Source organism: Bacillus sp. SD088 (assembly GCF_017355205.1).
Taxonomy (GTDB): Bacteria; Bacillota; Bacilli; order Bacillales; family Bacillaceae_C; genus Lederbergia.
Genome location: NZ_JADIJK010000002.1, coordinates 1 through 17,943, shown reverse-complemented (window position 1 = coordinate 17,943; position 17,943 = coordinate 1). Strand labels below are relative to the sequence as shown.

Sequence of the window (17,943 nt, the reverse complement as noted above, 5' to 3'; positions counted from 1 at the left end):
AAAAATTGGAATTGTCTATGATATGTTGGTTGTGTAGCGGTCCAATTATTTCTTCGTCTTTTTTTCTTTGGCATCTTTACTTTCTACACCTGTATGGGAAATCGATGTAACGCCATAGGTATATCGTTTGTCAGGATTAATATCCTGATCAATGAAAGTTGCTGTACCTTCTTGATCATAGATAATTCCCACGATATTTTTGGGATTATGATAATCTCCCGTCTTATTGCCTTCAAATCGATAGATAACATATTTTTTAGCATCTGTCCGCTTTTTATTATTGATCATTATTTTAACAGAGTTTCCTTGCTTGTCCACATCAACATTTATCGGCTTTTTCGGTTGATTGCTTCCATTCCAAGGGGTAGCAGGTGTCAAAGCTTTTGCTGTATAGATCTTTTCCTCCACAATATCAAAATAGCCAAGTGGATTTTTTAAAATGTCTCTTAATGTAAAATGCATTTGTCCCTTTGCTCTCCCATTCGCACGATTATCAAGAATTTGCTCTGGAAGTTCGCGTGGATTATCCCAAGCAGTATCAAAATTATTATTGACTTTATAATCAGCCATTCCAATATAGAGATGCACAGGATGGACTTTGGCTTGTGTTTCTACCTGTTTACTCCACCAATCTAATAGAACTGAATAACTGGCAACAGCTAACTGTCGGGACCAGTAGATTTGCGGAGTGATATAATCAATCGAACCATCTTGGATCCATTGTCGGGAATCAGCAAATAATTGATCGTAATGGGCATTGCCGTTGGTCGCGCTACCTGTCGGGTCATCGGCTTGATTCCGCCAAATCCCAGTTGGAGAAATACCAAACTGAACCCAAGGCTTGATCGCTTTAATATTTTGATTGATGTCCTCTACAAGCCGACTCACATTATGTCTACGCCAATCTCCAATATCGGCAAAATCACTCCCGTATTCCTCATACGTTTCTTGATCGGGAAAATCTACTCCTGGATAAAAGTAATCATCCATATGCACAGCATCCACATCATAGCTTGTCACTAATTCCTTTACCGTATCGATTAAATAAGCTTGAACATCAGGGAGGCCAGGATCTAAATAATATTGCCCGCCATGTTTCACAACCCAGTCAGGATTCTGGCTCGCGATATTATCAGTGGCCAAATCTTCCAAACCTTGACTTGCCATTGTTACACGATAAGGATTGATCCATGCGTGTAACTCCATCCCATGTTCATGAGCAATATCTAGCATAATCTGTAAGGGGTCATACCCTGGGTCTGTTCCCTGCTTATTTCCAGTAATATAGCTAGACCAGGGTGCTAGTTTTGAAGGATATAAAGCATCTGAGGTCGGCTTTACTTGAAAAATAACAGTATTAAAATTTTTCTGTTCTAGCGTTTGGATCGTTGATTTTGCCCATGCCGTATACTCTGCCTTTGACATTCCTGGCTTCATATCAATATTGGTTACGGTTGAAATCCAGGAGGCCCGCATTTCTTGCTTTGGAGTCTGATTGGCGGCCTGAACAACAGGATTAAAACTAGTGAACAATAAAACACCTAAAGGAATTCCTACTAACATAAATCTTAAGTACGTCATTTTCTCCCTACCCTTCTGAAATGTTTGCTCATCATAATAGAATGCTTGTCCTATCGAGCCTCTTCTATATCTATGACTCTTGTAAAACAAATAGTAGTATGAATATGATTTTTATTTGGCGTTTCACAAAAGTAGAGAGTCGCTTTGTTTAAGAATGGCTTATTGTGGAGAAAAGAATTCCTGAAAAGATTCTATGCACCCAAAATTAAATTAAAAGGTAGAAAAAGTGTGCGTAGAGGGTTCTATGCACCTAGAATTAAGTCAAAAATCGGAAAAATGGTTCATAGGAGGTTCTATGCACCTAAAATCAAGCCAAAAAGCAGAAAATCGGTTCATAGGGGGTTCTACGCACCAAAATTAAGTCGAAAAACAGAAAAGGTGTGCATAGGAAGGTGTGTAATGAACTGTTCATCCTATACTATCCGCTAAACAGGCGCTAGTGCTTTTTTTCTGCGAACAGAGATGGTAATATAAAGGGATGTTCGAATAAGGCTTCTTTTCTATTAAAATAGGATTCACCCTACAGCAAGGAGAATATAGATGAAACGATTTATGATAATGATAGGTGTATTGATTATTGGGGGAACTGGGTTTTTCTTCTTTCAGCAGAATAGCTCAGCAGAAGGCAGAATCTCAACCCCATTTTCAATCGTAGAAAGAAGTGATTTAAGTAAAACACTACCGGAAGGAATCACACTACCAGAGTTAGCGATCCAAGCAAAGGCCGCGATGTTGCTTGATGTGGATACAGGGCATGTATTATATGAAAAAAATAAGGATCTTGCCTTACCTCCAGCAAGCATGTCGAAAATCATGACAGAACTCCTTGTACTCGAAGCAATTGAGCGTCAGGAAATAAGCTGGGATCAATTTGTTACCCCAAGTGAGTATGTATGGATGATTTCGACGTCACCAGGACTGGCTTCGGTTTCTTTACAACAAGGGCAAACCTATTCAGTTCGTGAATTATTTGATGCCATGGCCATTCATTCCGCCAATGATGCAGCAATTGCTTTGGCTGAAACGGTAGCGGGAAGTGAAGGGGCATTTGTGAAACTTATGAACGAAAGGGCTGAGCAACTAGGATTGGAACAAAGCCATTTTGTAAATAGTTCAGGCTTAAACAACCGTGACTTAGGGAAATACCGGTCAACAGGAGAAGCGAATGAGGACAATCAGATGTCTGCTCAAGATCTTGCCCGTTTGGCTCAGCGCTTGCTTATTAACTATCCTGAAATCCTACAAACAGCAGAGAAGCCTACATTGACCTTTGGTTCAGATTCTTATGGAAATACCAATCTGATGCTCCCTGGAGGAGGATCTAGTCTTGAGTATGCTGGAGTGGATGGATTAAAAACAGGCTTTACTGATGAAGCGGGTTATTGTTTTATTGGCACAGTGGAACGAGATGGAACAAGACTTATTTCTGTTGTGATGGGAACGGACTCATTAAATGCACGTTTTATTGAAACCACGAAACTGTATGATGCAGCATTTTCAAAGATGCAATAATTCTTTTATTTAAAGCAAAAGAAAATCATTTTCAAAAGACTACACTCCATTGTTGGTTGTTAACAATGGGGGGAGTCTTTATTTTTTAAAGATTCTTTATTATTTAGCAGGAGCAATTGCAGCCCATTTCTTAGCATTATGGAGGATAACAGAGCATTTACAGCTCAATTGTATGTATCTGTATGGTTGTTTCTTCTGAGCTTGTAAAATCAACTCTAATCTATATTTGTGGTAATTTACCGAATTTTACGGTTAATTTATTTGTCGATATACTTTTAAGTAAGCAAGAGATTGATTGGAGTTTCATCGAGAAAGGCAAATTCTTAAGGAGTTGTTTCGATGAATCAAAAAATAAAAGAACCGTCTTTAGGCTATTCTCTGATGATCTTAATCATGGTCATAGGGATTATTGCAGTGGGAATGCTCGCTTTTGGTGCAGCCATTCAGTTTATGGTCTTTTCTACTATGCTAATTCTTATCCCTTTTATCATGAAATTAGGGTATTCTTATAAAGAGGTAGAACAGCAAATATTTACATCCATGTTAAAAGCGCTACAGCCCTGTATGATCTTACTTGCGGTTGGTGTTTTAATTGGATCATGGATTGCTTCAGGTACTGTCCCTGCTTTAATCTATTATGGTATCCATGCTGTATCCCCACAGTTCTTCTTAGTAACCACCCTTTTACTTTGTTCTATAGTTTCGATTGCAACAGGTTCCTCTTGGACTACATTAGGAACAGCAGGTGTTGCGATGATGGGAGTCGGTCATAGTTTAGGAATTCCAGTTGGAATAACGGCCGGAGCGATAATCAGTGGTGCTTATTTTGGTGATAAAATGTCGCCTTTATCTGATAGCACAAACCTATCTCCTGCTGTGGTAGGTGCAGAGTTAATCACACATATCAAGCATATGATGTGGACGACTGTTCCTGCTTATATCATCACGGCGGTTATTTTCACAATCGTGGGATTGAAATACGATGCTCAGACGATTAACTCAGCGGATGTAAATAGCCTCACAATCTATTTGTCAGAACATTTCCAACTTGGTATTTGGCCATTTGTCCCTGTAGCGATTGTATTTACTTTATTGGTGACAAAACAACCGGCTATTTCCTCTATTTTTATTGGAGCAATTGCTGGTGGAGTGGTTGCGGTCTTCGTCCAGGGAGTGAGCATAAGGGAGATTCTAGATATATTTTACAGTGGTTTTTATGTGGAGTCAGGTATTGAAACGGTCGATTCCTTACTACAAAGAGGCGGTCTTGAAAGTATGCTTAGTTTAATTGCTTTATTCCTATTCGCTCTCGGTTTGGGAGGACTCTTACAATCATCCGGCATACTAAAAACGATTCTCCAATCCTTTGTAAGTAAAATTAAGAGTCGTGGCATGTTAGTATTTGTCACTATTATAGTAGCCTACTTTACATTAGGTTTAGGTGGGGCCTTCTCTTTCTCCGCTGTTATAACGGGAACCTTGATGAAGCCGCTTTATGATAAGTTTAATTTACGGCCAGAAAATTTATCCAGAATTATTGAGGATACGGCAACTCAAAGCTGTGCTTTGCCACCGTGGACAGCAAGTGGTTTATTTACAGCTACAGCCCTGGGGGTGTCGCCGCTCGTGTACATCCCTTTCTGTTTCTTAGCGATGATTACTCCAATCGTGTCACTGTTTTATGGGATTACTGGTTATACAATGACGGAGAAGGAGCAACCGGCAGCATCCTCAAGAGCTGCTGAAGTGTAATCAGTATATTTTAGAGAATGACATTTAATAGCAAGAGAGATGGGGTTGCCTCTCTCTTGCCTTTTTTATGTAATGATGTTTATTAAGAGATTTGACAATCTGACCTATGGCTATTAGACTAGATAAAGATAATCATATACGAATTCCTCGCTAGGTGAGGCTCCTATGTGGAGAAACGCTGCTGCCCAGAAATGTCGAAAGACTCCAATGGGTCAACAGGAACCATCGACTTAAGGTGGTTCTTAATGTAGCTGGATTATAATCCTATGCCACATAGTGCTAAAGCTCTGCGAAGGAGGTTTATTCACTATAAGTGAACTCAAGCGAAATTCGCTTTTTTGCGGTGCTTGAGTAACCTGCATTGTGCAGGTCTGAATGTTGAACATCCTTCTTTGTAGAGGGGTGTTTTTTCGTTTTTTAGGGTAAAAAGCGCTTGTGAGGATTTCGTTTCTAAGATGAATGGAGGTGGTGGGAATGGCTGAACCCCCCGGGAGTATATGCGTAATAAATAAAAACAACATCCCCTCACCTTGGGGAGATCATCTTTAGAAGGAGGTTCTCAACATGAATCACAGCATTTATGAACACGAAACAACGGGAATATTAATGAAACAAGGATACGTTGCTTTACAAGAATCCTGTACAGTAGAGCAAGCTATTCTTCATTTAAGAGAACAAGTACAAGGAAAAAGAAATATTCATTATGTCTATATGATTGATGCCGATCAACAGTTAACAGGGGTATTATCGGTACGTGAATTATTAGCCGCAAACAATACAGAGGGACTTGCGGATATTATGAAAAAGAATCTTGTTTATTTTCCAGCAGATTTGGACCAAGAAGAAGCAGCCAAAGTTTTCCGAGATAAAGATCTTGTTTCGATTCCCGTTGTTAATAAATGGAAACAATTGATGGGGATTATTCATGTAGAAGATATCATTGATGTTATTCATCAGGAGGCAGATGAAGATATTGGGAAGCTTACAGCATCTGGCAAGGAAATTGATTTTCAAACCCGTCCGATCGTAGCAGCTGGTAAAAGGTTACCGTGGCTCATCTTATTATTATTCATTGGACTAATTTCTGGGGGAATCATTGAAAGTTTTGAAGAAACATTAGAAAAAGTGGTCGCCCTTGCCTTTTTCATGCCAATGATTGCGGGAATGACCGGAAATACTGGCACACAATCACTTGCTGTTGTCGTTCGTGGACTTGTATCAGAAAAACTCGATTTGAAAAAGGCTACTAAGCTTTTATGGAGAGAATTACTGGTCGGAATTATTATTGGACTTACTTGCGCGATTATCATTGCGATTGTCGCCTATGTATGGAGAGGAAGCTTGATGCTTGGATTTGTTGTTGGTATCTCGCTCTTGGCTACGCTGATTATCGGGACACTTGCTGGAACGATTATCCCGCTTATTCTTTATAAGTGTAAAGCAGATCCAGCTGTTGCCTCTGGGCCGCTAATTACGACGATTAATGACATTCTATCCTTGCTTATTTACTTTGGCATTGCCACGATGTTTATCACAAGGATTATGTGAAATGTCTATTCATTTTAGAAGTTTTTCTGCAATTTAAATCTAAAAAAGACATTGGGGTTGGTATTTATTCTTATCTGGATTTTCATTTTAGGTGTTATCGCCATACCGGTCTATGCATGTACCAAAATGGTTTATAGTTTTTTCCCGAGATCATTCGCTAAGATGAGTGAAAACAAGAAGGTTAGAGCCAGAAGATTAGAAGGATTAAGTTTTCTGGGCATCTTTTGCATTTTGGCCTTAGGTCTTTTCTTCGATAGTCACGGTATGCAGGTGGAGAACCCTTAAAGGTATATGAATAAAATGGCATGTCCTTGAACGGATATGCCTCCCTTTCTGGGCATCATGTCTTTACCTTATTTATCTTCCTATGTTTGAGCATGATCGCTTATTGGTTGTTAAATACTAAGAAGGTTAATCTTTCTCCTATTTTATATACGATTCAATGTGTCTTGTTACTTATATTGATCTTATTTACGATTGTATATTTGCTGCATACTGGATTTTTATATACAAATCTAATTGAATCACTAGGGATTATTTTGCTGCAAATTGGCTTGGGATCATTAAGTTTCCTCTACATTGCAAAACTGAATGAGTCAATGCAATCTTTCATAATAGTTCAAGAAGAACAAGGGATTGAACATCCCAATGCTTTTATAGCTTTTCTTTTTCGTATTACTAATCATTACCAAAAGATCCCTCGATTATGGGCTCTTTTTCTCTTTCCGGTATTTTTGGTGATTCAACTTGTTTTAGTGCTATTGGGACAACGTCCAGATAGTTCTATCCAAGCCTTTTTGGAGACAAGCAGTTTTCGACTTTCTCAGATTCCTGCTCCCCCTCCGGAAATGGTACCGGGAGATGGCCATTATTTATGTACGGTTTCCGTGACGGGGCATGCAAGCTTGGTGAAGCCCATTCGCGTGGGGATTCGTCATGGATCGAGAATAGTAGTGAACCGCCAATTGTTAATTGCGAATGCATTTGAACATTTGCTAGAGGAATATATGCCGAAAGTTCATAAGCCTATTCGCCGTATGTATGATCATTATGGCTATCCTATTAGTAAGCATATTCGGACAAAATGGTCGGCTGATCTCGTTTATCCCGCATTAACGGGCAGTAATACCCCCACCTCAAGGCTTTAAAGAATACGGAGGAGCATAGGTGGAGGATACACTGCCCGTAAAAGCCCGATTGGTTCAACTAACAATTAGTGGGGATGAAAGAACCCCCCACTGATTGAAGGTTCACTTTATTTGCTGATGAAGCCGCTTGAATGGTTTTTTTAATCATTCTCTATATAGTGGATATTAAGCCTGAAAATCGCATTCATGTCCAATATAGTGGAGTGCGGGAGCGTATATTTCCTAAAAAATAATGAGGAGTTTTTTGTGTGAATGAACATGAATATGATCATCTGCTTGGTATTGAGACGACTGGTACACAGGATTGGCCGCTTCATTTGGCGCAATATCATCCCTATGAAGCTACCCCTTATCAGGCGCTAGATACGCTTTTTCGTGAATATGAATCAAGCAGGATGATTTATCTTGTTGATTATGGTTGTGGGAAGGGTCGCCTTTTATTTTATCTCCATCATCGTTTTGGGCTGTCGGGGACGGGGATAGAGGTGAGTAAGAAGCGTTGTGATGAAGCAGAGGCTAATCTAGGCCGTTATCGGGAGAGAACTAAAGGGGCACTTGATCATATTCAATTTACATGTTGCCCTGCGGAAAAGTATCAGGTGCACTCCCGGGATCATTGCTTTTACTTTTTTAATCCATTTGCTGTTCATATTTTTAAAAAAGTTGTTGGTCAGATCCTAACGTCGGTGAAACAACATCCGCGTTCTGTTGATCTCATTCTATATTATCCGTCCTTAGATTATCTTGAATTTTTGGAGACTCATACTCCCTTTGAAATGTTGAAAGAAATACAAGTGGTAGATTGGTATGAACAGAATAAGAACGAGCGATTTCTAATTTATCGGGTCTAGTATTAGCAGAAGAGAAGGGTCTTATCCAGTAAGATTAGGACCTTTTTCTTTTGCTTTTTTAAGAGGAAACTTGGTTGCTTCTACGTATCTGATTTTCCTTTTAAAAATTCTGGACCTTTACATTTAACCCCCTTTCCCACTATGCTAAAATAGGAAGGATCAGATGAAGAAAATAGGTGTTTTTTTGGATATATTTCTCTTTGTAATCATTATTTTATTTGCTTCTATTTTGCAAACAAGTACGGGTTTTGGATTTTCCGTTTTGGCTACACCATTCTTACTCTTGCTCTATTCTCCTATGGAAGCTATCCAAATTAATTTAATTTTATCGCTTATCATTTCTTGTGCATTAATTAGAAAGATTCGAAAGGATATCGATTTTCAAATTGTAAAAAGATTTGTAATCGGCAGTATTGTAGGGCTCCCTGTAGGATTACTTATCTTTTTATTTGTGGATATTCCCCGGTTAAAGTTGGGAGTAAGTGTCATTATTTTACTTTTAACTTTGCTTTTGGTTATGAATCTTCGCATTGCACGGACAAAACCGAGAGATTTTATAGCAGGCGGTTTATCGGGGGTGTTAACAACGAGTATTGGCATGCCTGGTCCGCCTCTTTTACTCTATTTCTCGGGAACGGATACAGAGAAAGAAAAATTAAGGGGGACAACCTTAGCTTTTTATCTCTTTATCTATCTCATTAGTTTACTAATTCAGGTGATATTTGTTGGCACAAATCAAACAGTCTGGATTTCAAGTGTTGGAGCTTTACCGCTTGTATTTATAGGCCTGTTTTTTGGGCAAATTTTATACCGTTGGATCAACCAACGCTATTTTCGGATTTTTACCTATATTATTTTGTTATTTACAGGGGTTTATTTGCTTATTGCTCGTTAAGGCTTATTACAAAGTTAGGGGAGATTATAAATGAATATTGTAAATTTAACATCTGAGCATTATGATGAAGTCGCCCATTTATCCATGTATGCTTTTCAATATGAACTTTCGGCTGAAGAAATGGAGAAGAAAAATGAAAAAATGGCGAATCAGCATATTCTCGGTATTTTTGATGAAGGGAAATTAGCGTCTAAATTGCAAATTCTTCCGTTTGAGGTGTATCAGCAAGGCAAGCAGATTCCGATGGGAGGGATTGCAGGTGTAGCTTCCTATCCTGAATATCGCAGAAAAGGGCATATTCGAGGATTGATGACAGCCGCTTTGGAAGTGATGAAGGAAAAGGGGCAGTTATTATCCTATCTCCATCCTTTTTCGATTGATTTTTACCGGAAATTTGGTTGGGAGATTTTCTCGGATGTGCGTAATCTGACCATAGAAACAGCAGATTTATCTATCCCTGAAAGTCAAGGGAAGATCGTTCGTCTCCAAAAAAAGGCCTATCATCCTGATCTGCAGAATGTTTATGAAGCGTATAGCGAACGTTATTCTGGGATGCTTGTTCGTGAGCAAACTTGGTGGTTCGATCACTTACAATCTTGGACTCCTGCTATCCATTATTCATCAAATGGAAAACCGGAAGGATATCTTCTTTATTCTGTCAAGGAAAGTAAAATGAAGGTGGCTGAATTTATTGCTCTTAGCCATGAAGCTAGAAAGGGGTTATGGGCGTTTATTGGCCAACATGATTCTATGATAGAAAAGGTGGAAATCTCGACCTCCCTTTCTGAGCCATTACCTTATATTATGAAAAATCCGCGTGTGAAGATGGAGGTATCTCCTTATTTTATGGCGAGGATTGTTGATGTCGAGCAGTATTTACAGCAGTTCACTTGGTCATCTAAAAATCATACATCACTAACATTGAGGGTAAAGGACCCTGTTGCCCCGTGGAATGACGGTGTCTTTGCGCTGTCTGAATCTGGAGTAAGGAAGATAGGTGGAAGGGATAAGGAAAAGGCGATCGAATTGACAATTAATCAATTATCCGCCCTTATGCTGGGGTATAAAACAGTCACAGAGCTGGTTGAAGTGGAGGCTATACAAGGTAGTCAGACTCAACTTGCACAGCTAGAAACCATGATTCCAAACCAAAGCACTTATTTCCCAGACTTTTTCTAATGGGGCTGTCAACAGGTAAATAGAGCGGCGCTTCGCCGCCGTACCTGTAGTCCTACAATGTACAGTAGGAGTTCATTCTAATTGACACAGCATAGTCACATTATATAGAACGGTTTCATGTTAATATGGATAATAATATTCACCTCATATAGGTGAAAGTAAAAGGACGGAGAGTGTCATTTAAGGTGGAATCAATCACAGTTGAACATTTGGTACAAAAGTTTTCGTTAGCTGTTTTAGCGGGAGCGAGTCAACTGCAGCGGCCAGTTACAAAGCCTAAAACGCATTGTCCCGGCCTAGAGTTTATCGGTTTTTTTGACTTTTTCCCAATGGAACAAGTACAAATATTAAGTGAAAAAGAAGTAACCTATCTACATAGTCTGACCCAAGAGGAAAGAAAGCTGCGGATTGGCAATGTGGTGAAATATCATCCACCTTGTTTTATCGTGACAGATCAATTGGATGGTTTAAAATATTTAAAGCGCTTTTGTGATCAGGAAGGTATTCCTTTGTTGCGAACCTCTGAGAGCGCACCAGAGTTTGTCGCCAAAATAGATAGTTTCTTAACCAAAACGCTTGCGGAGGAAATTGCAATCCATGGTGTTTGCCTTAATGTTTCGGGTATGGGGATTTTATTGCGCGGGAAATCTGGAGTTGGAAAAAGCGAAACGGCTCATACGTTGATTGGCAGAGGTCATCGCTTGATTGCAGATGATATAGTTGTGTTGAAAAAGCTAAGCCCGCAGACTTTATTAGGTACTCATAATGAAACGAACCGGGAATTTCTGGCGCTACGCAGTATTGGTTTATTAAATGTTGTGCGCTTATATGGGAGAAGAGCTTTTCAAGATGAAACAAGAATTTCCTTGGACATTGAATTAACGAAGTGGGAAGGTAGTGCCTTAAACAATGAACTAGAGGTCGATCAGAAGTTTAAGGAATATATGGGTGTTCGTGTACCACATGTAGAAATCCAACTTCAGCCTGGTCGAGATGTAGCAGGGTTAATTGAAGCGGCTGCGAATAATTGGTATTTAATGCAACAAGGGTATAGTGCAGCAGAAGAATTCATTCAAAGAATTGATCCAGAAACACAAGACACGAGAAAACAATAATTATGTAATGAAGGCTGTCCAAAAGGAGAGCTTGAAAAAGTGTCTACCATCGTCAACAAGGAGTAAATACTTAAATCCAATGAGACTGAGAGATAACTAAAGGCTCCCATTACCTTAGTAGAGGAAATATACATAGACCCTGCGGAAATTGAGAGCTCGGCAAGAACCTGGAAGGCGAAGCCTGAGGAGACTTGCCACCCGCCTGTGGAAAGCGAAGTATATTTCCATAGCGGGTATATGTACCCTAGTAGTTCGCTTTTTCTTTGATGAAAACACTTTTTGTCCCAGCCTTATTGGATCTCCATTACTCTTTTTTACTATTTTGTTCATCATCCTCTACATCGTTGAGCTCTTCAGAGGCCTCTGTTTGGTATTGCATATTTCTCGAAGGGGTGTTTAGACGGTTTTCATCTTCCCCTATTACTTCAGAGTCCATAAGTCTATGAAAAAAATATTCAAAGATGGTTATGCCTACAGCAGCTACAAGGGACATCATAAATAAATTTGCTCCAGTAGTTAAGGCTATACTCATCATCCAGATGACAAACAAGGAAAGACCGAAATCTGCCGCTGTCGCGATACTGTTATTGGTTCTGGGTAAAATGAGCAAATCACCAATTAAATAAGAAACAACCCCTAGTGTTAAGGTAATGAGAAATACATTGGCAAATGACATTCCATAAAACATCCCTAAAATCATATATAAAAGGGCGAGGCTTGCTAAAAATTTAATGGTAATCGCCTTTAAATGGTCCATACAGTGTCAACTCCTTCAGCTTTATTTTTACAAGGGAGTTCCTTTTTTATTCACCCAAATGAAAAAGCTAACACTCATATAGTTGCAGGTATAATCTCTCTTTTTAAAAAACAAGTGGAAAATAGATTAGATTAAGGCTTAAAATAGTCTGGAGGTTTCGTTTTTCGATATCTTGAGCAAGGTAAAGGGGGTGAATTGTTGTTGGATGAAAAGTCAAAAATACTGGATGATTTTGATCATGGGGATAGAACCCGTTATTTAACAAACCACCAATTTGTTTCAAGTTATAACCTATCCTTAAGTAGGGAGCAGGTTAAATTTGGACAATATAGTTTAAAGCTTGCTTACCATTTTGGCGGCTGGCAATCTGGAAATGGTGCAATGTATATTCGCTTTAAAGAAACCCTTATAACGGAAAGAAAACCTGAAAAACTTAGTGTATGGGTTTATGGAGATGGTCATTCACCATGGATACGAGCGACACTGCTAGATGGGAATGGTGAGCGAAAATGGCTGAATTTAACGAATGGGAATATCGATTGGATGGGATGGAAATATGTTGATGCGGGGATTGACCCTCAATGGGCTTTCCCTTTGCGGCTTGAACAAATTTATGCTGTAGAGCTGAATAAGGAACTTCAAGGCCAAAAAGAATATACAGGTTATCTTTATTTGGATCATATTCGTTTTGTTTATGACGATTTAGAAGATCTAGTAGGTCCCGAATTCTATGATATTCATCCAAGTTCACCAGTGATTTACAAAGACCATTTTACCTTTTCAACTAAAGTAGTGGATTTGCAAACGGGGGTAGATCCGAATTCGATCCGAATGAACGTGAATGGCGAACGAGTAGATGCTATTTATGATCGGAATAACCAATACATTGAATGCTCGTTTCAAGAAGTCGAGAAGGGCGATTACCATATTCATGTAGAAGCAATGGACTATGCAGGAAATCGTTCTTTACCATGTGTGGACCAAACTTATAAAATCGATTTAAGTCCTGATTTAGATCCCCCGATTCTTTCACAAGTTACACCCGTGAGTACAGTGGTGGAAAGAACTGAAACACCACGTATCACTTTTCATTTAAGCGATCAAAAGTCAGGAGTGGATCCAGACTCCATTGAAGTATTGGTCGATGAGGAAAGACTAGAGGTTTATTTTGATATGGAGACAGGTTGGGGGTACGGCTTGCCTGTAAATAGATTGGTGAATGGTAAGCATATGCTGAAGATAACGGCAAAAGACTGTGCAGGAAATCAAGCTGAATCACTGTTGCGGAAGTTTCACATTCAAACATTACCAGAGCCAAAAGGGAAGCAAGAAGTAGTGGTTATTCCTGATACTCATTCATTTGATTGTGGGATGAAGGCTTTTCAGTTGGCTGCAAGTAGAGAGCCTGCCTTTATTATTCACATGGGCGATATCGTGGACCAGGCATCAGAAGCTGAATATCAAAACCTGCAACTCATTTTCGCAAACATGGAGAAGAAGATCCCAGTTTCCATGACACCTGGTAATCATGAAGCATTTCAGGGAAATTTAGATTTATATAGGGAAAAGTTTGGTTCACCTACTTATCATATGGAATATGGAAAAACTCTATTTGTGTTTTTACATTCTGCCTTTGATCAAAGTATCACGGTATCGGATTCTACTCAATTTCATTATTTACAAAAATTATTAAATAATAATCAGAAGCCGAATCTGATTATTGTGACTCATGTTCCAACAAGAGATGATTTTGGCACAGCCCATCAAATGGATTCACAAGACGCTAGGAAGCTAGAGCGAATGTTAAGTCAATATAAGGAAAAACAGCCATCAGTTTCTATTCTAGTTTTATTCGGACATCTTCATGTGCTTCGGCAATGGACACTTAATGGTGTGGAGTATATGATTACTGGAAACGGCGCTTCAAAGGGATATGTTGGACCTGAACAAGGCAATATTTTAGGGCAGGGGCTTTTAACACTTCATAAGGATACAATGAATTATCGGTTTATTCCCTATGAAGATTAATCGAACGTTAGAGAAGAGAAAGCCTTATTTTCGTGATATACAACTATATATGCGAATAATATTTTATATTTTAATTTGTTCATTCGTGTTTTTGGTGTATAATGAAAAAGTCATCAAGGAGGTCATCTAGATGTTTAATACACAGTATGAGGAAATTAAGCAAATAGCTGAGAAAATTTTCGATAATCCTGAATTGGGTTATAAAGAATTCAAAACAAAAGAAACAATCGTAAGCTTTTTAAAAAAGATTAATCCTGAGCTAACTTTAGACGAATTTAGTACAACAGGATTCCGCACTAGTCTAGGGGAAGGCAAGGATCTAAAAATTGCTTTTATAGCGGAATTAGATGCCGTCTATGCGCCGACTCACCGAAACGCAGATCCTGATACAGGTGCTGCTCATAATTGTGGTCATTATACGCAAGTAGCAATAGCATTAGCCCTTTATAAGTATTTATATCAGTCAAAGGTCTTTGAGGACTTTGATTATCAGCTTGTGTTTGTTTTTGTGCCGGCAGAGGAATATTTGGATCTTCGTTATCGGGACGAGCTTTTGAAAAATGGAACTATCTCTTATTATGGCGGGAAACCGGAAGCGATGCGACTTGGTGTGTTTGATGATATTGATTGTGCGGTTTGTGTTCATGCTATCGGGGGAGAGTTTGATAAAAGAACGATTGATATTAATACGGCTTTAGCAGGTTTCCTTTATAAATATTATGAATTTAAAGGAAAGGCAACCCATGCAGGCTTTGATCCATTCTCTTCGAAAAATGCTTATAGCATGTCAACCCTGTTTAATGTGGCGGTTGGCTTAGCGAGACAGCAAATGAATGAACGAGAAATGGTGCGGATTAATCCGATCGTGATGGAATCGGATATGTCGACAAATGTGATTCCTAATCAAATCGTCGTCGGGACCGATTTGCGAGCGCAATCTGTTAATTATATCAAAGAAGCGGCTATAAAATTAGACGATGCAGCAAAGGGAAGTGCGATCGCCCTTCAGGGGGAAGTTGATATCCAAACGCAAATGGGTTATCTCCCTTTCAAACAGCATCGCTATCTCTCAGAGTTTGTAAGAGAAACGTTTGAACAAAATGAGAAAATTGATGTTCTCCTTGACAATAATGCGATTAGTGCAGGGGGAGATATTGGCGATTTATCCTTTATGATTCCTTGTATTCAAATCGGTCATAGCGGTTTTACGGGTACGATTCATGGGGATGACTTTATCGATATTGATCAAGAGTTTCTATTTGAAATTTTTCCTGAATTTTTATCCGAAGTTTTTAAGTATATGAATGGGAAAGTAGACAAAAATCAGTTATATAAGCGTTCATTTACTGAATATGAAGCACTAATTCAGACAATTGTAGACTAACAGGGGAGTGGCATCATGAAAAAGAATTTTCTGTTCTTACTGATTTTTGTAATGGTCGTAATTGCGATTGCGGAAGGGATTGGCTTTCAATCTATTCCAATTGGTAAGTTTACTATCGGCTTTTTGCCACTTGTTTTTGCTATTATTATCACCATGATTTTGGGGATTCAAATTTTCAGAAAAGGCATTCTAAAGAAAATATATAGTAAAGAAAATGTGAACTTTGCGAGTAAGTATTTAATTTTTATTATGTTGCCTTTGATGGCAAGGTATGGCGCAGATGTTGCACCAAAATTAAAAGAAATTTTGAGTATCGGCTGGGTATTCCTGATTCAGGAAGTAGGAAATCTGGGTACTGTTGTTTTAGGTCTTCCGATTGCCCTTTTAATTGGTTTGAGAAGAGAGGCGATTGGTGCAACACTTGGAATCGGACGAGAAGGCGAGCTTGCTTATATCTCTGAAAAATATACATTGGAATCACCTGAAGGAAGAGGGGTGCTTTCTCTCTATATTATTGGTACATTATTTGGAGCGATCTTCTTTAGTATATTTGCGCCTGTGCTTTTAGATATCGGCTTCCGGGTCGAAGCGCTCGCTATGGCGTCAGGGGTTGGCTCGGGAAGTATGATGACGGCCGCTTCCTCAACATTAGTAGCGCGCATGCCGGAACTAGGGGAGACCATTCGAGCCTATGCCTCCGCTAGTCAACTATTAACAAGTTTCTTAGGAACCTTCACAATGGTGTTTCTAGCTGCCCCACTGCAAAAGTTCATGTATGGACTCTTTATCAGGGGGGATAAATAATGGAGAAATTATCAAATAAATATATAAAGCTTAGTCTTGTACTTCTGCTTAGTGTCGCTTTGATTCTGTTTACTCAAGAAATTAAGCTCCTGAAAGATCCAGAATCGACCCCAATCACGATGATGACCATTACCGGTTTGGTTGTGCTTTGGGCCTTTTCGATGATTGGTATTCTGATCTCAGACATTATGCAAAAAGTACCAGTAAAAGTCATTCGTGACTTCCCAATTCTTGGTTGGGTATCAATCGTTTCCTTAGTTCTATGTATGGTTTCAGACTTCTTTGTACAAGCAATCGCTGCTGTCGACTTTCTATCCATCACCACACCGATCTTAACCTTTGCAGGGATTTCGGTTGCCGATCGCCTAGTCGACTTGCGAAAAACCTCCTGGAAAGTTGCGATTGTCGCCGTATTTGTTTTCACCGGAACCTACATAGGAAGCGCCCTGCTTGCTCAGTTCGGCTTATTTATATCGGGAAAATAAACCCGGGGCCTGTCCCTCACCGCGTTAATGCTTTATCACAGCGGGGGTCAGGCCCTATATAGTTCTGGTCGTCTATCTTCGTACACAGGGATTCGTTCTCTGATTTCATCTACAATTGAAAAATCGACATCAATTACCGCTAGCTCCTCATCTTCTGCTCCTGTCCAAAGTACATTACCCCATGGTTCAATAATCATTGAATGGCCGCTAAATTCATTATTGGGGTCATTTCCACGGCGGTTGACGGCAATCACAAAACATTGATTTTCGATCGCCCGTGCTTGTAGTAACACTTTCCAATGATCGACACGTTGTTTTGGCCATTGAGCGGGGACAAATAAGACCCTGGCGCCAGCAAGAGCGTGGGCTCGTAGCCATTCGGGGAAACGAATGTCATAGCAAATCACGCCGCCTGCTTCGATTTCATCTAAGGAAAATCGATTCATGCTATCTCCAGCCTGCAAATATAAATGTTCATCCATTAATTGGAAAAGGTGAGCTTTATCATATTCACTGACTAATTTACCCTGATTGGAGTAGACATACATCGTATTATAAAAATGCTCATTTTTCTTCGTAGCGACCGATCCGCCAATAATGTGAACGTTTAATTCCTTAGAAAGTTTGGATAGGAGGCTCTTTGTTTGTGTTCCATCTTGGTCCGCTAATTCCTCAAGATGAGGCAAATCAAAGCCTGTATTCCAGAATTCAGGCAGGACGATAAGTTCAGCTTCTTGTGCAACGGCTGCTCCAACTAACTTTTCCACTTCAGTAAAATTCCTTTTCGGATCTGAAAAAGCGACATCCAATTGAATGCATCCAATTTTCATCATACATCACACCCCTAGACAAGTTGACTTAAAGACTATAAGATTTGGCTTAGAATTGCAACTATTTGAGAATA

15 protein-coding genes, 1 pseudogene and 1 riboswitch are annotated in these 17,943 nt (G+C 39.3%); of the genes and pseudogenes, 13 read left to right on the top strand and 3 right to left on the bottom strand.

Annotated features, from left to right (window positions below; translation table 11 throughout):
• Positions 1 to 45: 45 nt before the first annotated feature.
• The gene (locus tag IPU53_RS01915) at positions 46 to 1,581 is read right to left on the bottom strand and encodes a glycoside hydrolase family 10 protein (protein WP_207447008.1); all 1,536 of its coding nucleotides are present in this window, start codon (positions 1,579 to 1,581) and stop codon (positions 46 to 48) included.
• A gap of 540 nt (positions 1,582 to 2,121) precedes the next feature.
• Between IPU53_RS01915 and IPU53_RS01910 the strand changes: the two genes are divergently transcribed.
• From IPU53_RS01910 to hprK, 9 genes and pseudogenes are all read left to right on the top strand, one after another.
• Positions 2,122 to 3,093, top strand: a complete 972-nt coding sequence (locus IPU53_RS01910; RefSeq protein ID WP_207447006.1) for a D-alanyl-D-alanine carboxypeptidase family protein — start codon at positions 2,122 to 2,124, stop codon at positions 3,091 to 3,093.
• A gap of 339 nt (positions 3,094 to 3,432) precedes the next feature.
• Entirely contained in the window at positions 3,433 to 4,845 is a 1,413-nt protein-coding gene (nhaC, locus tag IPU53_RS01905; RefSeq protein ID WP_207447004.1) for a Na+/H+ antiporter NhaC, read from the top strand.
• A gap of 139 nt (positions 4,846 to 4,984) precedes the next feature.
• Positions 4,985 to 5,150: riboswitch (M-box (ykoK) riboswitch) on the top strand.
• Positions 5,151 to 5,433: 283 nt separating this feature from the next.
• A pseudogene (mgtE, locus tag IPU53_RS01900) lies at positions 5,434 to 6,393 on the top strand (magnesium transporter); the annotation flags it as partial.
• A 305-nt stretch (positions 6,394 to 6,698) separates the two neighbouring features.
• On the top strand, positions 6,699 to 7,541 hold the full coding sequence (locus tag IPU53_RS01895) for a DUF6688 domain-containing protein (RefSeq protein WP_207447001.1): 843 nt from the start codon (positions 6,699 to 6,701) through the stop codon (positions 7,539 to 7,541).
• A gap of 131 nt (positions 7,542 to 7,672) precedes the next feature.
• A complete protein-coding gene (locus IPU53_RS25530; RefSeq protein WP_396019881.1) occupies positions 7,673 to 7,774 on the top strand; it encodes a DUF6688 family protein in 102 nt (33 codons plus the stop codon).
• Between the two features lie 15 nt (positions 7,775 to 7,789).
• Positions 7,790 to 8,392, top strand: coding sequence for a class I SAM-dependent methyltransferase (locus IPU53_RS01890; RefSeq protein WP_207446999.1), 603 nt, complete (start codon positions 7,790 to 7,792; stop codon positions 8,390 to 8,392).
• A gap of 163 nt (positions 8,393 to 8,555) precedes the next feature.
• Complete coding sequence (locus IPU53_RS01885) at positions 8,556 to 9,287, top strand: sulfite exporter TauE/SafE family protein (RefSeq protein WP_278253227.1); 732 nt, start codon at positions 8,556 to 8,558, stop codon at positions 9,285 to 9,287.
• Between the two features lie 30 nt (positions 9,288 to 9,317).
• A complete protein-coding gene (locus IPU53_RS01880) occupies positions 9,318 to 10,466 on the top strand; it encodes a GNAT family N-acetyltransferase (protein WP_207446997.1) in 1,149 nt (382 codons plus the stop codon).
• Positions 10,467 to 10,651: 185 nt separating this feature from the next.
• Entirely contained in the window at positions 10,652 to 11,581 is a 930-nt protein-coding gene (gene hprK, locus IPU53_RS01875) for an HPr(Ser) kinase/phosphatase (protein ID WP_207447467.1), read from the top strand.
• 304 nt (positions 11,582 to 11,885) lie between these two features.
• On the opposite strand, the gene IPU53_RS01870 is transcribed toward hprK, so the two are convergent.
• Positions 11,886 to 12,338: a YndM family protein gene (locus IPU53_RS01870; RefSeq protein WP_207446995.1), complete on the bottom strand. Its 453-nt coding sequence runs from the start codon at positions 12,336 to 12,338 to the stop codon at positions 11,886 to 11,888.
• A gap of 198 nt (positions 12,339 to 12,536) precedes the next feature.
• Between IPU53_RS01870 and IPU53_RS01865 the strand changes: the two genes are divergently transcribed.
• The 4 genes from IPU53_RS01865 to IPU53_RS01850 all read left to right on the top strand — a co-directional run bounded on the left by IPU53_RS01865 (position 12,537) and on the right by IPU53_RS01850 (position 17,039).
• Positions 12,537 to 14,366, top strand: coding sequence for a metallophosphoesterase family protein (locus tag IPU53_RS01865; RefSeq protein ID WP_207446993.1), 1,830 nt, complete (start codon positions 12,537 to 12,539; stop codon positions 14,364 to 14,366).
• A gap of 130 nt (positions 14,367 to 14,496) precedes the next feature.
• The gene (locus IPU53_RS01860; protein ID WP_207446991.1) at positions 14,497 to 15,750 is read left to right on the top strand and encodes a M20/M25/M40 family metallo-hydrolase; all 1,254 of its coding nucleotides are present in this window, start codon (positions 14,497 to 14,499) and stop codon (positions 15,748 to 15,750) included.
• Positions 15,751 to 15,765: 15 nt separating this feature from the next.
• Positions 15,766 to 16,554, top strand: coding sequence for a DUF3100 domain-containing protein (locus IPU53_RS01855; RefSeq protein ID WP_207446989.1), 789 nt, complete (start codon positions 15,766 to 15,768; stop codon positions 16,552 to 16,554).
• A complete protein-coding gene (locus tag IPU53_RS01850) occupies positions 16,554 to 17,039 on the top strand; it encodes a hypothetical protein (protein WP_207446987.1) in 486 nt (161 codons plus the stop codon). Before IPU53_RS01855 ends, IPU53_RS01850 begins: the two co-directional genes overlap by 1 nt.
• 47 nt (positions 17,040 to 17,086) lie before the next feature.
• On the opposite strand, the gene IPU53_RS01845 is transcribed toward IPU53_RS01850, so the two are convergent.
• Positions 17,087 to 17,869 (bottom strand): carbon-nitrogen family hydrolase, encoded by a 783-nt coding sequence (locus tag IPU53_RS01845; RefSeq protein ID WP_207447465.1) that lies wholly within the window; start codon positions 17,867 to 17,869, stop codon positions 17,087 to 17,089.
• Positions 17,870 to 17,943: the final 74 nt, after the last annotated feature.